This is a genomic window from Mucilaginibacter paludis DSM 18603 (assembly GCF_000166195.2).
GTDB lineage: Bacteria > Bacteroidota > Bacteroidia > Sphingobacteriales > Sphingobacteriaceae > Mucilaginibacter > Mucilaginibacter paludis.
This window is the reverse complement of sequence record NZ_CM001403.1, coordinates 496,024-515,692: the sequence shown is the minus strand read 5'-3', so window position 1 is coordinate 515,692 and position 19,669 is coordinate 496,024. Positions and strand designations below refer to the sequence as shown.

The 19,669-nt window shown below is 45.3% G+C and carries 20 protein-coding genes; 8 read left to right on the top strand and 12 right to left on the bottom strand.

Annotation, left to right across the window (positions count from 1 at the left end; all coding sequences use genetic code 11):
- Window positions 1-450: 450 nt before the first annotated feature.
- Window positions 451-654, bottom strand: a complete 204-nt coding sequence (locus MUCPA_RS02020) for a hypothetical protein (protein ID WP_008504097.1) — start codon at window positions 652-654, stop codon at window positions 451-453.
- Window positions 655-728: 74 nt separating this feature from the next.
- Here MUCPA_RS02020 and MUCPA_RS38760 point away from each other — a divergent pair, with 74 nt between their 5' ends.
- Both MUCPA_RS38760 and MUCPA_RS38755 read left to right on the top strand, forming a co-directional pair.
- Entirely contained in the window at window positions 729-1,208 is a 480-nt protein-coding gene (locus tag MUCPA_RS38760; RefSeq protein WP_040625633.1) for a hypothetical protein, read from the top strand.
- On the top strand, window positions 1,198-2,049 hold the full coding sequence (locus MUCPA_RS38755) for a transposase (protein WP_040625632.1): 852 nt from the start codon (window positions 1,198-1,200) through the stop codon (window positions 2,047-2,049). Before MUCPA_RS38760 ends, MUCPA_RS38755 begins: the two co-directional genes overlap by 11 nt.
- Window positions 2,050-2,154: 105 nt before the next feature.
- Here the strand turns inward: MUCPA_RS38755 and MUCPA_RS02005 are convergent, their stop codons facing one another.
- The 7 genes from MUCPA_RS02005 to MUCPA_RS01970 all read right to left on the bottom strand — a co-directional run bounded on the left by MUCPA_RS02005 (window position 2,155) and on the right by MUCPA_RS01970 (window position 10,323).
- A complete protein-coding gene (locus MUCPA_RS02005; protein ID WP_008504139.1) occupies window positions 2,155-3,006 on the bottom strand; it encodes a hydroxymethylglutaryl-CoA lyase in 852 nt (283 codons plus the stop codon).
- Entirely contained in the window at window positions 3,006-4,142 is a 1,137-nt protein-coding gene (locus tag MUCPA_RS02000) for a glutathionylspermidine synthase family protein (RefSeq protein ID WP_008504138.1), read from the bottom strand. Before MUCPA_RS02000 ends, MUCPA_RS02005 begins: the two co-directional genes overlap by 1 nt.
- A 6-nt stretch (window positions 4,143-4,148) precedes the next feature.
- Window positions 4,149-4,499 (bottom strand): hypothetical protein, encoded by a 351-nt coding sequence (locus tag MUCPA_RS01995; protein ID WP_157543791.1) that lies wholly within the window; start codon window positions 4,497-4,499, stop codon window positions 4,149-4,151.
- A 6-nt stretch (window positions 4,500-4,505) separates the two neighbouring features.
- A complete protein-coding gene (locus tag MUCPA_RS01990) occupies window positions 4,506-4,829 on the bottom strand; it encodes a hypothetical protein (RefSeq protein ID WP_008504136.1) in 324 nt (107 codons plus the stop codon).
- A gap of 508 nt (window positions 4,830-5,337) precedes the next feature.
- A complete protein-coding gene (locus MUCPA_RS01980; RefSeq protein WP_008504134.1) occupies window positions 5,338-6,651 on the bottom strand; it encodes an NAD(P)/FAD-dependent oxidoreductase in 1,314 nt (437 codons plus the stop codon).
- Between the two features lie 110 nt (window positions 6,652-6,761).
- Complete coding sequence (secDF, locus tag MUCPA_RS01975) at window positions 6,762-9,722, bottom strand: protein translocase subunit SecDF (RefSeq protein ID WP_008504133.1); 2,961 nt, start codon at window positions 9,720-9,722, stop codon at window positions 6,762-6,764.
- A gap of 118 nt (window positions 9,723-9,840) precedes the next feature.
- Window positions 9,841-10,323: a dihydrofolate reductase gene (locus tag MUCPA_RS01970; RefSeq protein ID WP_008504132.1), complete on the bottom strand. Its 483-nt coding sequence runs from the start codon at window positions 10,321-10,323 to the stop codon at window positions 9,841-9,843.
- A 288-nt stretch (window positions 10,324-10,611) separates the two neighbouring features.
- On the opposite strand from MUCPA_RS01970, the gene MUCPA_RS37410 reads away from it, so the two are divergent.
- The 3 genes from MUCPA_RS37410 to MUCPA_RS39150 all read left to right on the top strand — a co-directional run bounded on the left by MUCPA_RS37410 (window position 10,612) and on the right by MUCPA_RS39150 (window position 12,173).
- Window positions 10,612-11,184, top strand: a complete 573-nt coding sequence (locus MUCPA_RS37410; protein ID WP_085983318.1) for a hypothetical protein — start codon at window positions 10,612-10,614, stop codon at window positions 11,182-11,184.
- Window positions 11,093-11,965: an Rpn family recombination-promoting nuclease/putative transposase gene (locus tag MUCPA_RS01960; protein WP_008504131.1), complete on the top strand. Its 873-nt coding sequence runs from the start codon at window positions 11,093-11,095 to the stop codon at window positions 11,963-11,965. Before MUCPA_RS37410 ends, MUCPA_RS01960 begins: the two co-directional genes overlap by 92 nt.
- Before the next feature lie 76 nt (window positions 11,966-12,041).
- The gene (locus tag MUCPA_RS39150) at window positions 12,042-12,173 is read left to right on the top strand and encodes a hypothetical protein (protein WP_262492981.1); all 132 of its coding nucleotides are present in this window, start codon (window positions 12,042-12,044) and stop codon (window positions 12,171-12,173) included.
- Window positions 12,174-12,297: 124 nt separating this feature from the next.
- On the opposite strand, the gene MUCPA_RS01955 is transcribed toward MUCPA_RS39150, so the two are convergent.
- Window positions 12,298-13,119 (bottom strand): thymidylate synthase, encoded by an 822-nt coding sequence (locus MUCPA_RS01955; RefSeq protein ID WP_008504130.1) that lies wholly within the window; start codon window positions 13,117-13,119, stop codon window positions 12,298-12,300.
- A 325-nt stretch (window positions 13,120-13,444) separates the two neighbouring features.
- Between MUCPA_RS01955 and ispE the strand changes: the two genes are divergently transcribed.
- Together ispE and MUCPA_RS01935 are read left to right on the top strand one after the other, a co-directional pair.
- Window positions 13,445-14,248 carry a 4-(cytidine 5'-diphospho)-2-C-methyl-D-erythritol kinase gene (gene ispE / locus MUCPA_RS01950; RefSeq protein WP_008504129.1) on the top strand — a complete coding sequence of 268 codons (804 nt, stop codon included), beginning with the start codon at window positions 13,445-13,447 and terminating at the stop codon, window positions 14,246-14,248.
- A gap of 1,556 nt (window positions 14,249-15,804) precedes the next feature.
- Entirely contained in the window at window positions 15,805-16,026 is a 222-nt protein-coding gene (locus MUCPA_RS01935; RefSeq protein WP_169316145.1) for a hypothetical protein, read from the top strand.
- 133 nt (window positions 16,027-16,159) lie between these two features.
- Here MUCPA_RS01935 and MUCPA_RS38750 read toward each other — a convergent pair whose 3' ends face one another.
- Window positions 16,160-16,978, bottom strand: coding sequence for an energy transducer TonB (locus tag MUCPA_RS38750; protein ID WP_008504128.1), 819 nt, complete (start codon window positions 16,976-16,978; stop codon window positions 16,160-16,162).
- Between the two features lie 101 nt (window positions 16,979-17,079).
- Between MUCPA_RS38750 and dprA the strand changes: the two genes are divergently transcribed.
- A complete protein-coding gene (dprA, locus tag MUCPA_RS01925) occupies window positions 17,080-18,180 on the top strand; it encodes a DNA-processing protein DprA (RefSeq protein WP_008504127.1) in 1,101 nt (366 codons plus the stop codon).
- 332 nt (window positions 18,181-18,512) lie between these two features.
- Here dprA and MUCPA_RS01920 read toward each other — a convergent pair whose 3' ends face one another.
- Together MUCPA_RS01920 and MUCPA_RS01915 are read right to left on the bottom strand one after the other, a co-directional pair.
- Window positions 18,513-18,998, bottom strand: coding sequence for a SixA phosphatase family protein (locus tag MUCPA_RS01920; RefSeq protein ID WP_040625619.1), 486 nt, complete (start codon window positions 18,996-18,998; stop codon window positions 18,513-18,515).
- A gap of 16 nt (window positions 18,999-19,014) precedes the next feature.
- Window positions 19,015-19,641, bottom strand: a complete 627-nt coding sequence (locus MUCPA_RS01915) for a porin family protein (protein ID WP_008504125.1) — start codon at window positions 19,639-19,641, stop codon at window positions 19,015-19,017.
- Window positions 19,642-19,669 lie beyond the last annotated feature (28 nt).

The window sequence follows — 19,669 nt, the reverse complement described above, 5'->3', positions numbered from 1 at the left end:
TAATATTCAACAGTTATCCAGAACATATTCGCCAATATTGAAACCTCAATAGGTCAAATAGCGCAAAAGGATAGGCGCTTATCTCCTTTTCAGTTGCGCAACAGCCAATTGACAAAAAAGAACCAAAAGGTCAAGACTGCCCGATCCTTCCACCCGCAGGCCAAGCCCGGCCCGGCGTGCAGTCTGGCCTTTGCGCACGTTTCTTTCTGCAGTTAACAGTCTGCGAGGTACAAACGTCATCCTTATTTTTTTTTTGGTTGGTCGGGTCCATTACTCATAAGCACAACAGGCAATTACATTCCTCAATTGCAATTTGCTCATCGAAATTCTTCCTCCCGGAGAAAGAAAAAATCAACGGCATCCAAATCTGCTACTCAAAACTCCCCCTACCGGGCATATGCGTCAACCTAACACCTTACATTATTGGAGAAGATGTTTGCGCGATTAATTTCACTTGTCTTTTTCTTGTTTGGGAAGATTAGTTTTGGCTTTCTTTACACGTTTTAGTACGAAGCTATTTCTATCTTCTATCAACCATTCCATTTCTTCGCCTTTTTCTAACAGGCAAGCATCGGCAACTGCTGCCGGGAAGTTTACATAAAACGATTTGGTGCCTCCTCGCTCAACTTTTTGAACTTTTACTTTATATCCCATTTTTTTTGATTAATTTACATAGTATATATACTATGTAAATATAAATTATTTTACCCATTAATCAAAAAGACATAATGAAAAAGGTCGATTTTTTAGCGTTGCTAAATGCCATGAACATTGGTGCTGATCAAATAAAGAAAATAGCAATTGATACCGGATTTCTGATACGGAAAGGTCTTATAGAGCCTGCCGATATTTTATATGCCATTTGCTGCGCGGCCACGCATGGAACGGTTAGCTTTAATGATCTGGCGGCAAAAATAGATGCGGAAACTACTGTTTCTGTAAGTAGGCAGGCAATTGCAAAAAAGACAAGCAAAGAATCATGTGTGCTTTTTTTAAAAAAGATACTGGCCCTTGTTATTATCAGTAGAATCGGAAAGGAAGAAATCGATTCATTGCGCAGGGCAGGTAAATTTAAGCGTGTTTTAGTGCAGGACAGCACAATCATTAAGTTGCCCCTTAGGTTGTTTGGCTTTTTTTCGGGCGTCTCCAACGCCCAGTCCAGTGTTTGTAATGCCCGGATTCAGTGTGTTTACGTATTTGATAACTGAAAGCTTTATTTATTTTACCATCGATTCTTATACTAAGAACGATCAGAAAGCCGCCCCCGAATTAACGATAGAAAAGGGCGACCTTGTTATTCGGGACAGGGGGTATCTAACCCTTAAAGAAATCGAGAGGCATTGGACAGCAGAAGCGGACTGCATATACAGGCATCAGAGTAATATAGTACTTTTAGACAGCCAAACAAAAGAAAGAATTAACCTGCTCACCGAATTACAATCAAAAAAACAGCTTGATTTTGAGGTTACTTTAAATAATGAAAAAGGTACAAAAATCAGGATAGTCGCCTTGCCTGTAAGTGACGAAATTGCAAACAGGCGCAGGATGAAGGCTAAGAAAGAGGCCAAAAAGGAACCGGGTAAAGAGTGCCTGGCCCTGATGTCATGGTCCATTTTTATGACTACCATTTCCAGACAGGACGCAGATTATAACTTTCTTTTCAAAGTATATAGCCTGAGGTGGCGGATTGAAATCATATTCAAATCCTGGAAAAGTAACATGGAGTTTTCTAAGATCCATAATGTTTCGAAAAAACAACTGTCACTTATCCTTTATGCGAGATTTATCATGATCATCATTTACATCCAGTATATCTTTTCGCCTGCCAGAATGATCATCAAAAAACATCAGAAAAGGGGCTTGAGTATGATAAAAGTAGTCCGGTATCTCATAAAAAATGCCTCTAAAATAATACAGGTCGTTAAAGCCATAGAAAGTTATAAGGGCAAGATAGGATATCATCTAATTACTTTAGCCAGGTACTGCTCCTACGATAAAAGAGTCAGACCCAATTTTGAACAGGATTTCGATATTGCCTTTTTACCTTAGGTTGACGCATATGCCTACCGGGGGAGATTATGCACTGTGTTTGTTTCTTTTTGTGTGCATGAGAGCTTACGCTGTTCAGAGGGGGGCTTCTTGCTTGCCTATAACTCAAAATACCTTCGCCGAATACGCCATCGCTTCGCGCCATTTCTCCATATCGAGGCCTAAATTAATGCCTTCGGACTGCATAAAGGCCATCACATCTTCGGTAGCGATGTTGCCGGTTAGGGTGTCGGTAGCCATGGGGCAGCCGCCGTAGCCCTTCAGTGCACTATCAAAACGTTTGCAGCCTGCCTTGTAGGCGGCTTTTATTTTGGCCGCGCTGGTGGCAGGGGTGGAGTGCAGGTGCAGGCCAAACTCGGTTTCCGGGAAGCGGGCAAGCAGGTCGGGATAAATTGCTGTGATTTTTTCGGGGGTGGATTGCCCGGTAGTATCGCCGAGGGCAATGATGCTGATGCCTTCGTCTACCATTTGCCTGGCCCATTGCTGCACAATAGCCGCGTTCCACTCATCCCCGTAAGGGTTCCCAAAAGCCATGGATAGGTAAACCAGTAGTTGCTTATTGTTTTGCCGACAAAGGGCGTTCATCTTTTTAACATGCTGGAACGATTGGGCAATGCCCGAGTTGGTGTTGCGCTGCTGAAAGGTTTCGGAGATGGAGAACGGGAAACCCAGGTAAGTGATTTCGTCAAACTGAACGGCATCTTCCGCGCCGCGCAGGTTGGCCACAATGGCCAGTAGTTTGCTGTTGGTGCGGCTCAAATCTAATTGCGATAGTACATCTGCCGTATCGCGCATTTGCGGGATGGCTTTGGGCGATACAAAGCTGCCAAAATCTACCGTATCAAAACCTACCTGTAGTAAAAGGTTAATGTAGGCGGCTTTAATGTGCGTGGGCACAAAATGGTGCAGGCCTTGCATGGCATCGCGCGGGCATTCGGTTAGCTTAATGGTGCTCATTATTGTAAAATTAAATGAGGTACAAACCTGCTGGTATTATTGGTAATCAGCCCGTCGGATTCCCTGATGCCTATCCCTGCGGGTTGCTGGCCAACTATCCAGCTGCCAATAATGGGATAGTTGCCATCAAAATCAGGCAGTTTACATAGTTGCTGAAAGATATAACCTTCTTCGCCGTAGTCGCCCTCGCTATGGGCAATTACCTGTTCGTTTTGTACAATGGTAATGTTGGCGCCCTCGCGCGATAGGAGGGGTTTTTTTACATAGTCGACTAAATTGCTGCGGGTAAAATAGGCTGGTAAAAGGTTTTTGTGGTAAGGGAAAAGCTGCCATAACAGCGGTAAAATGGCTTTGTTGCTCATCAGCATTTTCCAGGTGGGCTCAATCCATAAAGCCTGCTGCGTATCGGCAATAATGTTTTTACCAAAATCTTCGTTCACCATCCATTCGTAGGGGTATAACTTAAATATGTTGCGTATGGGCTGGTTATCCAGATCAACAAAATAGCTGTTGGCGTTATCCCAGCCTATATCTTCAATATAAATAAAGCTGGTATTAAGGCCGGCCTGCATGGCGCAATCCTGCAGGTAGGCAGTGGTTGTAAAGTCTTCTAAATTGTTTTTAACGCAGGTAAAATACAGCGTATCATCGTATAGGTGATGCTTGAGGTTTTGCCAGTAATCAATCAGTTTCTCGTGTATGGAGTTAAACTGGTCTTGGGGTTCATCAAAATCTTTCAACCAAAACCATTGTATAATAGATGCTTCAAAAAGTGAGGTAGGCGTATCGGCATTAAACTCAATTAATTTAGGTTCGGCTATGCCATCGTACCATAAATCAAACCTGCCGTAAATTGCCGGTGCGTCATTATTCCACGAATCTATGATATGCGGAATAATGAAGGCGGATATTTTAAAAACATCAAATAAATTATGATCAATAACATGCTGAACGGCTGCTACGCACATTTCCCAGAGCTCGGCAGATACGCTTTCCAATTTTTCAACCTCGGGCAGGGTGAAGGTATAATATGCCGTTTCGTCCCAATAGGGCACATCGGTAGTGTGGAAGTTAAAGCCTAAAGCCTCAACAGCTTTTTGCCAATTGTTGCGTGGTGTGGTTGTTAAGCGCTGCATGGCCTATTATGATGATGACGAAGCATGAAACCCGCCCGACCTGCCGAAGCCACCGCGCGATACACCCGAGCTTTTAGCGGTATGAAAACCACTATGGGCGTAACCCTGGCGTATATAACCCGCGCGGCCACCAAAGGCACTGCGCCTGCCGCCGTAACCGTTGCCATAGTAGCCACCATCGTAATAGGTGCCATATGCCCGGAAAACGTAATAGCCGTGAAAACCGGTTGTGGCGCTGGAGTAGCTGCCTGCGGAATCGGTACGCATGTATAAGCGGTTACGATCGGTTGGTTGGTGTTTACAGCCCAGTAACCCTGTTACCAGCACAAGTGTTATAGCCTTTGATTTTTTCATCATGGGGTCTTACTTAACGGTTACAAAAAAGTCGTAATCCTGTTGTGCTTTTACGGTTTTGGTATCACCGGCATCATCTTCGCCCTCTACGTTGGCAACACCTAAGCTTTGTACGGTATCCTTAACATCAAACTCCTTTATTTTTGATCCGCGGAGCCAAACGATGTAATGCGTGGTAATCTGGTCTTTTAACGAGTCGATATGATTGGTACTCAGCGTTACTTCAATGGCACCTTTTTTATCAACTTCTTTGGCCTGGTCGTTGTTATCATGATCATTACAGGCGCACAGAAATAGCCAAAGTAGCAGGGTTATGGATAGAAGCGGTTTCATTGATAAGGTTTTTTGCCCAAACATACAGCAAAGCCCAAACAATAGCAAATTAATGGGTAGGCATTGTAGGTGGTCAATTAATCAAAGTGGCGGCCTTTTGCGATTCCTTCCTCGGGAAAAGTGGAGGTAGTGGTTTGCGCGCCTTGACTGACTTTGCTGCAAGTATAAAACCAAGCGAAGACCGGACTCGCGCAAAAGTTCCCTCCCTCCGGTCGGGATGACATGGTTTTAGAGGGGGACCAATCGATCACTCACTCACTCAATTCAAAGCGGCGGCCCTGTACGATTCCTTCCTCGGGGAAGGTGGAGGTAGGGGTTTGTACGCCTTGATTGGCTTTGTTGCAAGTACAAAACCAGGCAAATACCGTACGCGCGCAGGAGTTCCCTCCCTCCGGTTGGGATGACATGGTTTTAAGGGGACCAATCAGTAATTCACTCCATCCATCACGCAATCCATCCATCCATCCATCCATCCATCCATCCATCAATCAATCAATCAATCAATGGATCAGTCATCCGCCTTCGGCAAATGCTCTGTATTTACAATTTCTTCGCGGCTAAATTTGCGGATGATGAGCCTGGCGCCGCCATTGTAGCTAAAATAGCTGCCTATCCAGTTGATAAAAACAACCACTTTGTTGCGGAAGCTTACCAGCGATATGAGGTGAACAAACATCCAGGTGAGCCAGGCAAAAAAGCCCTGGAAGTGGATTTTGCCAATATCAACCACAGCCTTGTTGCGGCCAATGGTGGCCATGGAGCCTTTATCAAAATATTTAAAAGGCTCAGTAGGCTCATTGTTGAGCATCTTTACTAAATTTTTGGCCAGGTGCTTACCCTGCTGTATGGCTACCGGGGCTACGCCGGGGTGGCCCTTGGGCGTATCGGTTGTAATAACCGCAGCAACATCGCCAATGGCAAAAATATTGGCATAGCCGTTTACGCGGTTAATATCGTCGGTTTGGATGCGGTTGCCGCGTGAAATAGCTTCTTTAGGCAGCCCCTCAATCACCTGCCCCATCACCCCGGCCGACCAGATCACGTTATGAGTTTTAATGCTTTTGCCGTCGGCAAAGGTAATTTGCTTTCCGTCGTAATCCTTCACCATTACGCTGGTCATCACCTCAACACCCATCTCCTTTAAAAACTCGGCCGATTTGGCGGATGCCTGTTCCGACATTACCTGTAGCACCTTGGGCAAACCCTCTACCAGGTAAACCTTCATCTCGTCTTTATTCAGTTCGGGATAATCCTTATGCAATATATGGTTGCGCAGTTCGGCAATTGAGCCCGATAGCTCTACCCCGGTAGGGCCGGCACCTACCACCACAAAGTTAAGGTAAGGTTCGCGCGCTTCGCGGGTGGTGAGCAGTATGGCTTCTTCCAGGTTTTGCAAAATCATGCTGCGCAGGTTAAGCGCCTCGGGGATGCTTTTCATGGGCATCGAGAAATGCTCAATTTGCTTATTGCCAAAAAAGTTAGTGGTAGAGCCCGTGGCCAGTACCAGGTAATCATACTTAATGGGGCCTATGGTGGTGTCGATGCTGTTAGCTTCCGGGTTTAACTTGGTAACCTCGGCTATCCTGAACTTAAAGTTTTTTTGACCCTCAAATATTTTGCGCAAGGGGAAAGCGATCGAATCGGCCTCCAAGCCGCCGGTTGCAACCTGGTAAAGCAGGGGCTGGAAGGTATGGTAATTATGTTTATCCAGCATCAACACCTCCACTGGTTTATCGGCCAGGTGTTTGGCCAGTTCAATACCGCCAAAACCACCGCCAACCACAACTACTTTTGCAAATTTTGATTTGTCGCCTGTTTCCATCTGTTTTAATTATGTTAAGGTTAGTACAGCTGTTTTGAAATTGTGTTTTCTTAAAAGCAAAAAAGGCCCCGGTGATTACCGGAGCCTTGTATTATTTTGGAGTTTTTAAATTATCTTAAATCTTTTTTACCAAAGTCTACAATCACCGGTGTTGCCACGCAGATGGACGAGTAGGTACCAAAGGTTACACCGATTAATAACGCGAACGAGAAGCCTCTGATCACATCGCCACCAAATATAAACAATACCACCAATACAAATATTACCGTTAAAGCGGTGATGATGGTACGGCTCAGGGTGCTGTTGATAGCCTGGTTGATAACCTCTTCTGGCTTATCAGTTTTGGCATGGTGCAGTTCAAGGAACTCGCGGATCCTGTCGAACACAACCACGGTATCGTTAATGGAGTAACCAATTACCGTTAATATGGCCGCTATAAACTTCTGATCGATATCCAGCGAGAACGGCAGCACATCCTTAAACAACGAGAAGAAGGATAATACCAGCAAGGCATCATGCGCCGTAGCAATCATGGCACCTAAGCTGAACTGCCATTTGCGGAAACGGATGAGGATATAAACTGAAATGATGAGGATGGCGAACAATACCGCGTAAATGGCCGATGATTTTAAATCGCTGGCGATGGTTGGGCCAACAGTTTGCTGGCTCATGATCTGGTATTTGCCCGGCACTTTGGCCAAACCGGTTTTTAGCTGTTCTTGTACTTTGGTGCCAGCTTCGTTGCTGTTATCGTCAATTAAATAAGTAGTGGTGATACTTACCTGGTTGCCCGATGTACCGAAGGTTTTAACAATAGTTTCTTTATTTAAGGTTAGAACTACGGCCTCACGAACGCTTTCGCTTGATACCGGCTGATCATAACGGACGATGTACGTACGGCCGCCTTTAAAATCAACACCGTAGTTAAAGCCTTGGGTAAACATGGATACCAAACCGGCTAAAATAAACACACCTGAGAAGATGTAAAATTTAAAACGGTTTTTAACAAACGCGAAGTGAGCGTTTTTAAAGGTATGTGAGCTCCAAGGGTTTGAAAACTTAATTTGGATATCTTTTTTCAGCATCCACTCAAATATTAACCTCGAGATTAATAATGAACAGAACAGGGAAGTTACGATACCGATCATCAAGGTGGTAGCAAAACCCCTGATAGGGCCCGAACCAAATATGTATAAAATGAAACCGGTAAGGAAGGTACTGATGTTTGAATCAAGGATGGATGATAGCGCATGGGTAAAACCATCGGTAACAGCAATACGTAACGATTTGCCATGAGCCAGCTCTTCGCGCACACGCTCATAAATCAATACGTTGGCATCAACCGCTATACCTAAGGTTAACACAATACCGGCAATACCCTCGAGCGTTAATACCGCGTTTAAGCTGGCCAGTACGCCCATCAGGAAGAATACGTTAATAACTACCGCTATACAGGCTACAGTACCTGCACGGTTATAGTAGGCCACCATGAAGATCAATACAACCAGTAAACCCACCAACGACGAGGTTAAACCCGCGCTAATTGCTTCCTGACCTAAGGATGCTCCTACAATTTCCTCACCAATAATGTGGGCTGGTGCTTTTAAACGGCCCGATTTTAATACGTTGGCCAAATCCTTGGTATCCTCGATAGAGAAGTTACCGCTGATGGATGATATACCACCTGCAATTTCGTTCTGTACGGTTGGTGCAGAGTATACGTTGTTATCCAACACAATGGCGATAGCCTTTTTAGGCTCTTTGGCGGCTGCTACGGCAGTTACCCTTCTCCATTTGGTAGCACCGTCCGAGTTCATTACCATCACAACCTCGGGGTTGCCTTTTTGGTCGTTACTTGGGCGGGCGTCTGATATTACATCACCGGCTAATACAGGTCCGTTTTCGGCGCCTGATAATTTGATGGCATATAACTCAAATATTTTTGTTTTTTCGATAGGTTTTACGCCCCACAGTAACTTAACGTTATGCGGTATTACCGATTTTGCATCGGCGCTGTTTAAGTAAGCGTTAACCTTAGCTGTATCTTTTTGAGCCGAATAACCAACAACCGGGCCTGGGCCTAACTGCGGCTGGCCGTTTTCGCCTTGCCTGGTGTTGAGCTGCATTACAGCAAACAAAGGGTTTTGGTTAAGCTGATTTTTTTTGCCTAAGGCCGATGTGCTATCCTTACCGGCATTTTTCTGCACCTTGTTTAACAAGCTCAGATCAGCCTTGGTCGAATCTTTTTTAGTTTCGGCGGTAGCGGCTACTTTTTGTGCGGCAGTGGTATCGGTTTTGTTAATTTTAGCTTTAGCGGCTAAAATTTTATCCACGTTAATTAAAACCTGGTAAAACTCGGCATTATCAAAAGTTTCGTAAAACTCCAGGTTGGCCGAACCTTGTAAAAGTTTATCTACACGCTCTTTATCAAAAACGCCCGGCATCTCAATCAATATCCGGTTGCCTTGTTGCAACTGTATGTTAGGCTGGGTAACGCCAAACTGGTCAATACGGGTAGTTAATACCGTTTTAGCCTGTGTGATAGCAACCTTGGCCTGATCTTGCAAAAAGCTTTTCACTTCGTTGTTTGAAGCGTTAAACTTAATGTGGTCCTGATTTTCTTTGGTAGAAAATATGGCGGCAAGCTTGGCATTAGGTGCAAGCTTTTCATACTCCTGCACAAACAGGGTAATATAATCGGCAGTGCTGGTTTTGGCAATAACGCTGGCGTTGGCCAGGGCCTGGTTTAAGGCAACATCGGGGTTGTTGTTTGATAATGATTTTACCAACTCAACCAACGAGATTTGCATGGTAACATCCATACCGCCCTTTAAATCCAAACCTAACGCAATTTCCTTATCCTTGCAGTACTGATAAGTGTGTTTCAATAGCGGATACACGGGTTGTGTCGCCATCGAGTCCAGATAACTTCTTTCCTTAAGCAGGTTACCCTTCGCATAGTCTTTGGCATCGCGTTCAACTTTCTGTGCCACAAACGTGAACGAAAGCTGATATAAGCAAACTACTGCCAGTAGAATGGCGAAAAATTTAATAATCCCTTTACCTTGCATTGTAAATTAAAATGTGTAAATAATAATTAGTCTTGTAAGCTTTTTTTAACAAGATGGCAAATCTAATAAAATTTCGCAAAACGAATTTTTTAAATCACACAAAATAAATGTTTAATTGTTAAGCCCGTTCAAGCGTGATAAAAGAGTACGCAAACTGGTGTTTTTCGTCGGTTTGGTGGTCCTCACGGGCTATTTCGTGCCATTGTTTATAATCAATTTCCGGGAAAAACGTGTCCGCATCAAAGCTGTGGTGCACAATAGTCAGGTAAATACGGTTGGTAACAGGCATGGCCTGGCGGTAAACTTCGGCCCCGCCAACAATAAAAACTTCCTGTTCATCGTTGCATAAAGCAATAGCCTCATCCAGCGAGCTTACCACCTCGCAACCGGCAATGGTAATAGCCTGCCGGGTAATCACAATATTGCGACGCTTAGGCAAAGGCTTACCCACCGAATCGAAAGTTTTGCGGCCCATAATAACGGTACCACCGGCAGTAATATCCTTAAAATGTTTTAAATCTTTAGGCAGATGCCACAGCAACTGGTTGTTTTTGCCAATGGCGTAATTGGATGATATGGCGACTACGATGGTGATGATCATATTGATTGATTGATTTTTAAGTTATTGATTGGGGTGGTTGTTGAGTTATTGAATTTTGTTTCGTTAAACCTGGCATTCAGCATCCCTGCCAGTACCGGCGCAAGGAGGGGGTATCTCCGAGCATAAGTCGGCAACAAAAAAGGCATGGACCAATGTTTTGATTTGTCGCTAAATTAAAAAAGTTTTCGTTCTTGCTTGGTTATAAAGTAATGCTGTTAAGCCGCCGTCATGAATTTTTGTAAATAATCTTTAGCATGTCCCGAAAAAAGTGTCAACTTTTTTCGGGACGTGATCAATCAATCAATCAATCAATCAATCAATCAATCAATCAATCAATCAATCAATCAATCAATCAATCAATCAATCAATCAATCAATCAATCAATCAATCAATCAATCAATCAATCAATCAATCAATCAATCAATCAATCAATCAATCAATCAATCAATCAATCAATCAATCAATCAATCAATCAATCAATCAATCAATCAATCAATCAATCAATCAATCAATCAATCAATCAATCAATCAATCAATCAATCAATCAATCAATCAATCAATCAATCAATCAATCAATCAATCAATCAATCAATCAATCAATCAATCAATCATCAATCAATCAATCAATCAATCAATCAATCAATCAATCAATCAATCAATCAATCAATCAATCAATCAATCAATCAATCAATCAATCAATCAATCAATCAATCAATCAATCAATCCCCATCCCATTTGCGGGCAAAAAATGTAAAACCTATCTTTGGCTATGCCTCAAAACGCCATGCCCTATACCGGGCGCTACATCGATCCGCTGGTAGATTTCGCCTTCAAAAAAATATTTGGCAGCGAACCCAATAAGGATCTGTTGATTGCTTTTTTAAACGAAGTGTTCCGCGGCCGCAAACACATTGTTGACTTGGTTTACAACAAGAACGAACATCCCGGCGACTTGCGCGACGAGGGCGCGGCCATCTTCGATCTGCTTTGCACCGGTGCCCAGGGCGAGCAATTCATCATCGAGGTGCAGCGCGGCAGGCAGGTTAACTTTAAAGAGCGGGCACTGTTTTATACCTCGCGCCTCATCAGCAACCAGGCCCCCAAAGGCAGGCGCAGTAACTGGGCCTACCAGTTAACCGAAGTATACCTGGTGGCCTTGTTAGAATATTTTACTTTAGCCTTGAGCCGGGATGCGCAATACCTGCACGATATTTGCCTGTGTAACAGGGATACCGGCGAAATATTTTACGATAAGCTGGGCTACACTTACATAGAATTAAGTAAATTTGTAAAAGAGGGTGCCGATTTGGAAACCGATCTGGAAAAATGGCTTTATGTACTAAAAAATATGAGCCAGATGGAAAAGATCCCTTTATACCTTCGGAAACCTATATTTGAAAAACTATTCAACATAGCCGAATACAGTAATTTGACAAAGGAGGAAAAAAACATGTACGATAGCAGCATGAAATATAAGTGGGATAATCAAAACGTACTGGACTATGCCCGCCAGGAGGCCAAACAGGAAGGTGAATATCAAAAAGCAATAGAAATTGCCCTTGAAATGAAACGTGACGATATTCCTGCCGCTCAGATCTCAAAATTCACAAAGTTACCTATCGAGGAAATAGAAAAGTTGTAGCTACCATGTACGACAGCAGCATGAAATATAAGTGGGATAATCAAAACGTACTGGACTTGCCAAACAGGAAGGTAGATTGGAAGGGAAATTAGAAGGCAGATTAGAAGTGGCCAGAGTAATAGCCCACGAACTTAAAAAGGAAGGCTTATCAACCGAACTTATTGCAAAGGCTACTAAGCTATCTATCGAAGAAATAGAGAACCTCTAAAAATATTAACCGTTTTATTTAGGCCGCGAATAGTTTTTATAAAAACGGCATAAAAGTAAAAGCGCCTTCTAACCGGGGGCCGCTTTTACTTTTGTTAATTGTTAACGGGGATATTTGCGTACTCTTACACCGCCACTGCCCCCTTAATATGCGGATGCGGATCATAATTCTCCAATACAAAATCTTCAAACTTAAATCCAAAAATATCTTTCACATCGGGGTTAATCTTCATCAACGGCAGGGGCCTGGGCTCGCGGCTTAGTTGCAGGCGTGTTTGCTCAATGTGGTTGTTGTACAGGTGCGCATCGCCAAGGGTATGGATAAAATCGCCGGCTTCCAGGTTGCACACCTGGGCTACCATCATGGTAAGTAAGGCGTACGATGCTATATTAAAAGGTACGCCCAAAAATATATCGGCGCTGCGCTGGTATAGCTGGCATGATAATTTGCCCCTTGTTTCGCCCTTGGCGGCATCTGCCGGTTGTACATAAAACTGGAACAAGCTGTGGCAGGGCGGCAGGGCCATCTGCTCAACATCGGCAACGTTCCAGGCAGATACCATGATGCGGCGCGAGTCGGGGTTGTTTTTTAAGGTGTTGATCACATTGCTAATTTGGTCGATATGCCCGCCATCCGGCTTGGGCCATGATCGCCATTGGTAACCATATACCGGCCCCAGGTTTCCGTCGGCATCGGCCCACTCATCCCAAATACGCACGCCGTTCTCTTTCAGGTAGCGGATATTGGTATCGCCACTCAAAAACCAGATCAGCTCGTGGATGATCGATTTAAGGTGCAGCTTTTTGGTAGTCACCAGCGGGAAACCGTCCTGCAGGTTAAAGCGCATCTGGTATCCAAAAACGCTGATGGTTCCCGTTCCGGTACGGTCGTGTTTTTGAGCGCCGGTATCCAGCACATGGCGCATCAGGTCGAGGTATTGTTTCATTTTGTTGGTGGCGGTTGTTATGTTACTGGTTATTTGTTATTGGTTATTGAGTTATTATGTTAATGGGGGTTATTGGTTAATGGGTTATTATGTTTGTTAGCGGTATTGTTATCATTTTTGGGGTTTGTTAACAGTTAATGGCTTTGTAAGTTATCAATAACTCAATAACCAATAACAAAAACTAATAACCCAATAACCAATAACCAATAACTAAAAAACCATTAACCAATAACAAATAACCCTCCGCCTGCAAAGAAAAATAATCTAATTTTGGTTTCCAACGGGGATGAGCAAAAATACAGTCCGTTGTTAGTCATTTTTATTTATGATCAATTTTCCAATCGCTAAAATCAACATCGGCTTAAATATCACCGCCCGTCGCCCGGATGGTTACCACAATTTAGAAACCGTTTTTTACCCCGTTAAAATTAACGATGTGCTCGAGGTAATTCAAAGCGACGAACTGAGCTTCCAGGCATCCGGACTCGGCATTCCGGGCCGCGTAGAAGATAACCTCTGCATCAAGGCCTACCACCTCATCAAGCACGATCACCATTTGCCACCAATAAGTATCCACCTTCACAAGCACATCCCCATAGGAGCGGGCCTTGGAGGCGGATCCGCCGATGCCGGGTATTTTATCAAACTCATTAACCAAACGTTTAACCTCGGCCTTTCTGCCGATGCCATGATGGATTATGCCCGCCTGCTGGGTGCCGACTGTGCCTTCTTTATCCAAAGCACCCCGGTTTTCGCCTTCGGCAAAGGCGATCAGTTTGAGCCCGTAACCCTCAACCTGTCCAACTATTACATCGCCCTGGTGATGCCCCCCACACACGTATCAACCGCCGAAGCCTACCGTGGCGTAAAACCCACGCCGGTAAAGCAATCGCTCAAACAACTGGTTGAGCTGCCCCTGGCCGAGTGGCGCAACCACATCAAAAACGATTTTGAAGAATCCATTTTTACAAACCATCCCGAAATACGCGGCGTAAAAGCCGCCCTGTACCAGTCCGGCGCCCTGTACGCCAGCATGAGCGGCAGCGGAGCATCCGTGTTCGGTATTTTTGAAAAGAAACCCGATCTGGATTTTTTAAAGGAAGACAACCAGGTGTTTGAAGGTGTTTAGTTTATTCGCGTGATTGGTTTGGTTTGTGTGCTTAATATATGCTGACGGCCTATGGCGCGTAACTGAAACCGTAATGCTAATACGCGCTCTTACGCATCTCAAGGTTGCTAATTTACAGCTAAATAGGAGGGGGGCGTTGCCTCCGGCCCGCGCTTTCCGTTCATACTGCGCAGGCCTTAGCCACATTGGCCGGTATCCACTGCAATCGCTAACGCAAACCAGTACGGTATAAATCGGCACTCGTGTGTGTACGGGTCCGCTTGTCGTTTAAAGTTCATCAACCCCTTCCTCCACCTTCCCCGTGGGAAGGAATCGCACGGGGACGCCGCTTTTTTGATTTTCTTGCGGGGGATTTATGCGTGAGTTTGGGATGATGTAGACTTATAGAACGTATCAAAAAGTATGTCATGTTGAGTATCCCACCGGCCAGCCGAAAAAAATGGAGATGACGTTTGAAAAGCATCTTAAACTATGTCATTGAGGAACGAAGCAATCGCACGGAGGCATGTCGACTACTCGGAATGACATTCGGAAAGCAAGTTAAGTTTGTTAATAATCGGCTTCTTCTCCATCGTCATTGCGAGGAGAGGAACGACGAAGCAATCTCTAAGCTATACAGGGCGAACCAGCAGAGCAGCTTTGTACTACGATGCCTTTTGCGAGTGATTGGTAACGTAGCTTGGTATGCTGCATACTTATCGCTTGCAGAGGCCACCGCACCGTGCTTCGACAGGCTTATAATGACACCCCTTTTTTTGTGCGCAAAAGCTGCCATTCTGAGCCTCTCGAAGGGCATTCTGACATCCCCTTTTTTGTGCGCAAAGGCGGTCATCCTGAGCCTGTCGAAGGACGTGCGGCATGGCCCCGTATGGGGTGTTTTTGATGCGGACCTGCACATTGCTTTGTTACGAGTGATTGGTATACGCTGCTTGGTATGTTGCATACTTATCGCTTGCAGAGGCCACCACACCGTGCTTCGACAGGCTTATAATGACATCCAGTTAAGTTTCTGATTATCAGAACGTATTATTACTCCAATAATCAGTATTCTTAATTGAGAACATCGGCCCGCTCAAACGCCGCGGGAAGAAGCCCGACCCAACCCTCCCCGGTAGGGAGGGCTTAAAAAGTCTCCCCTACCGGGTGAGATTATGCACCTTGGTTTGTTTTTTGGTGTGCATGAGCGCTACGCGGTTTAGAGGGGGCTTTGGACTGCCCGATCCTTCAGCCCAAAGGCCAACATCCGGCCCGGCGTGCAGTCAGGCTTTTGCACACTTTCTTTCTGCACCTAACAATCTACAAGATTCAAACGTCATCCCTGTTTTTTTCCGGTTGGACGAGCCAGCTTTAATAATCGGCTTCTTCTCCATCGTCATTGCGAGGAGAGGAACGACGAAGCAATCTCTAAGCTATACAGGGCGAACCAGCAGAGCAGCTCTGTACTACGATGCCTTTTGCGAGTGATTGGTAACGTAGCTTGGTATGCTGCATACTTATCGCTTGCAGAGGCCCAGCGCACCGTGCTTCGACAGGCTCAGCATGACACCCCTTTTTTTGTGCGCAAAAGCTGCCATTATAAGCCTGTCAAAGGACGTGCGGCATGGCCTGTGCCGGGTATTTTTGATATGCTGCAAACTCATCCAGCGTATCAAAAACTGCCCGTGTTAGGGATAGCAGCGGATACCGGCCTGTGGCTAAGGCTTGCGCAGTATAAGCGTATAGCCCGGCCCGACGGAGGAGGGAAACACCCTGATTTACTTACGCACTATAAACCTTAGCACCGTGTTTGTGTGTAAAAACCTGATGGCCTAACTGTGAGCAATAGGCTGCCTGGCCACTAAAAGCCTCACGCCAGCCTTGTAGCCAGGCATGAGGATAATGCTTAAGCAAACCTGATATGATTGTATATACTTATCTGGCTAAAGAAAAATTGATAGGTACCGTATATAGTACCCTCACCGCTTTGCCATTTTGCGTACCCGGAATCCATTTTGGGCATAATTTCAATACCCTTAAGGCTTCCTCGCCCAGGCCGTTTCCGGGGTCGCGTAATGTTTTAAAATTGGTTAGGCTGCCATCCGGCTCTACTACAAATTGTGTAAATGTCCGGCCGGTAGTGTTGTTTATTTTCGCTTTGCTTGGATAGCGTATATTTTCACGTAAAAATTTGCCGAAGGCCTCTTCGCCGCCCGGAAAACTGGGATTAACTTGTACAGCGGTAAATATTACCTCGTTGTTTAACGTATCTTGTGGTGCAGGACCCTCTTTGGCAGGCGGCGGATTATTTAACGCGAAGCGTACCGGTACGGTATATTGTACCCTTACCACTTTTCCGTTTTGCATGCCGGCATTCCATTTTGGCGATAGTTTTAATACCCTTAAAGCCTCTTCGGCCAGGCCGCTACCGGGATCGTTTACTGCCTTAAAGTTGGAAAGGCTGCCGTCTTTTTCTACCACAAATTGTGCATATACACGGCCCTTAATATTGTTTTTTACGGCTAATTCGGGATATTTAAGATTGTTGCTTAAAAATTTATTTAATTCTTCGTTGCCACCCGGAAAAGTTGGCGGCTGCTCGGCCAGCATAAAAATTTCATCGTGTGTGGTATCGCCGTTAAATCCGCGGTTGTTAACGGTATTGGCAAGGCTTGATATAGGCAGACTGTAGAGTAACACAAGCCAAAAAGGCCATAGCCTGATGTTTTTTGCTGATTTTTTTAGTTTGATCATGATAGGTAAAGGATGTGCTAATATAATAATATAATCACTGCCATTTTTATCAAATAGTTTGCCGCCGAGCGCAATATTTTATACTTTAGCGGGCTAACCTTATGTCGACACTCCACCAGATTGCCTTAACTTTTACCAAAAACGTGGGCGACCATTTAGCTAAAGTTTTAGTGAGTTATTGCGGCAGCGCCGAAGCGGTTTTTGAGGCTTCGCCCGAAAAGTTGTTGCACATACCCGGCATTGGCCCCAGCTTTATTAAAGGGCTTGATTTTACCGAACCTCTTAAACGGGCCCAAAAGGAGCTGGAGTTTATTGAGCGGAACGATATTAAAGTGCTTTTTTATGGGGATGCTGCTTACCCCAAAAGGTTGAAAAACTGTAGCGACTCGCCTGCTTTACTTTATTATAAGGGTAATGCCGATTTAAACCAGGCCCGGGTGGTGAACGTGGTGGGTACCCGCCAGGCCACCGACTACGGCAAGCAGCTTTGCCACGATTTGATTGAGGATTTAAAGCCTTACGGCGTGCTGGTTGCCAGCGGACTGGCCTATGGTATTGATATTGCTGCTCATAAAGAGTGCCTGGCCATGGATATGCCCACCGTGGGTGTTTTTGCGCACGGCCTGGATAGGATTTACCCGGCCCAGCACCGCCTGGTGGCCGATAAGATGCTGAACAAGGGCGGCTGGCTAACCGAATTTCCGTCGGACACGATACCCGACAGGGAAAACTTTCCGAAGCGGAACCGCATTGTTGCCGGCATGGCCGATGCCACTATTGTTGTTGAGGCGGGCATTAAGGGTGGCGCGCTGATTACGGCCGAGATCGCCAATTCGTACAACCGCGATGTTTTTGCCTTCCCCGGCAGGGTTACCGATGAATATTCAACGGGCTGCAACTTTTTAATCCGCAATCATAAAGCGGCCCTGCTGACATCGGGCGCCGACCTGGCTTTTGTTTTGGGCTGGGAGAAAACCGGCGGCGAGGTAAAGCCGCAGGCCCAGCTGATGCTGCCGATTGACCTATCGCCCAACGAAAGTTTAATTTTCGAAACCATCCGCCAAAATGCCGGTCAGTTAGGTATTGACGATCTGGCGATAAAAACCAACCTGCCGCTAAGCCAACTGGCCATGAACTTGTTGAACCTGGAGATGCAGGGCTTTGTGAATTCGTTGCCGGGGAAAACGTACCGGGTTAATTAGCCCCCTCTAAATCTCCCCCGGTAGGGGAGACTTTTTAAGCCCTCCCTACCGGGGAGGGTTGGGTTGGGCTTCTGCACTCGGCGATTGAGCGTGCCGATGTTGTAAATTATAAATACTGATTATTGGAGCAAACAGAGCACATTGATCATCAGCGCACCGAATATGATGCATACTTACCGCTTTTAAAAGATCCCTCCTTTCGTCGGGATGACATAATGGAGGGGAGTTAAACATTGATAATCAATATCTTATGATACGATCGACCTTTTTAAAGCGATAAGCCTACCTCAAACTCATCATCTTAATGGAGCAGGCTGGCTTCCCCAAAAAAATCAATCCCCATTCTTCGGGTAATCATAGTACGATATATTACCTGTGCCACCACTCACTTCTTTCCAGCTGTCGATATCAAAATCAACTACGGCTATGGCGCAGGTGGGCATATCGTATATCTGGCCGGTAAGGTTGTAAAGCAAATCGCTCAGGCCGGGGTTGTGGCCAAACAGGGCTACAAACTGGTAAGCATCGGGCAGGTTGTTGATAATGTGGAGCAGCGCCGGGTAGTTGGCTTCGTAAATGGATTGGTTGTACGACGGACCGGCAAGGTTGAGCGTTTCGGCAAAAATGCTGGCCGTTGTTCTGGCCCGCAGCGCGGGGCTGCTGAGCAGGTATTGCGGTACGATGCCTTTTTTGTGTAAGCGTTGGGCCATTTCGGAGGCGCTTTTAAAGCCACGGTGGTTTAGCGGGCGGTCAAAGTCGCTTATGCCGGCGTTATCCCAGTCGGACTTGGCATGCCTTACTATCATTAATTTTTTCATCCGGATGCTGTTTTGCTCAGAGCCAAAACCCTAAGCCTATCATAAAGATACGGTTTTTGATGCTGGTAGTATTAGGGTCGATAGGAAATTGGGATGCAACGTTGTTTAGCCCAAGGCTATACCGCATGTTAAACGTTAAGTGGTTGTTAAGCTCCAGGCCTGTTGTAAAGTTGGCGCCGTAGTCTAATTTTTTAAAGTCTTCCGAATTGCCAAACCTTACGGCTGTGCCTGTGGTGGTATTTACACCCTCAATTTGATTATTGCCGCTTAAGCCCACCGACAGATACGGGCCTGCGCCCACATATATTTTACCCAGCGTAGGCAGGTTAAACTTACGCAGCAGGTTTAGGGGTACATCCAGATAGGTTAGCGTGATGGTATTGGTTTGCGCATTTTGATATTCTTTTACGCCTTTGCCCAATATACCTGCGCCGGCCTGCACATAAAATTCGTGTTTTAAGGGATAATCAACCGTGACCGACAGGCCAAACGTGGTTAATGAATTGGTAGAAAGGATATCGGGGTTGGTGATGCTTTGCGATGCGAAACCTAAACCCCCTTTTAACCCGTATTGCAGTTTTTGGGCCGATGCTATCGCAAAACTAAAAATAATAAATACCGATGAAAAGCACAGCTTCCTCATGTAGTTGTTTTTAAATTAATTAGAAACG